Raw genomic sequence first — 365 nt, forward strand, 5'->3', positions numbered from 1 at the left:
GTGTCACTACAATGGACCTTGTAGGACTCGAACCTACGACCGGACGGTTATGAGCCGTCTGCTCTAACCAACTGAGCTAAAGGTCCTTGGCTCTTAAAAAGGAATCGCGGCGAAGGGGATCGAACCCCCGACCTCCCGGGTATGAACCGGACGCTCTAGCCAGCTGAGCTACACCGCGAAAATAATAAATTGTTACTAATGGAGCCTAGCGGGATCGAACCGCTGACCTCCTGCGTGCAAAGCAGGCGCTCTCCCATCTGAGCTAAGGCCCCACAAAATGAATCGGGAAGACAGGATTCGAACCTGCGACCCCTTGGTCCCAAACCAAGTGCTCTACCAAGCTGAGCTACTTCCCGTATTTTAAA

General features: G+C 53.2%; 4 tRNA genes. All 4 read right to left on the reverse strand.

Features of this window, described 5'->3' with window-relative positions:
- Nucleotides 1-12 precede the first annotated feature (12 nt).
- Nucleotides 13-86, reverse strand: a tRNA-Ile gene (locus IGJ50_RS17125).
- Between the two features lie 18 nt (nucleotides 87-104).
- Nucleotides 105-178 (reverse strand) — tRNA-Met (locus tag IGJ50_RS17130).
- 21 nt (nucleotides 179-199) lie between these two features.
- A tRNA-Ala gene (locus IGJ50_RS17135) sits at nucleotides 200-272 on the reverse strand.
- Between the two features lie 10 nt (nucleotides 273-282).
- Nucleotides 283-356, reverse strand: a tRNA-Pro gene (locus IGJ50_RS17140).
- Between the last annotated feature and the right edge of the window lie 9 nt (nucleotides 357-365).

This window comes from Enterococcus sp. AZ101, from assembly GCF_050499005.1.
Lineage (GTDB): Bacteria > Bacillota > Bacilli > Lactobacillales > Enterococcaceae > Enterococcus_L > Enterococcus_L ureilyticus.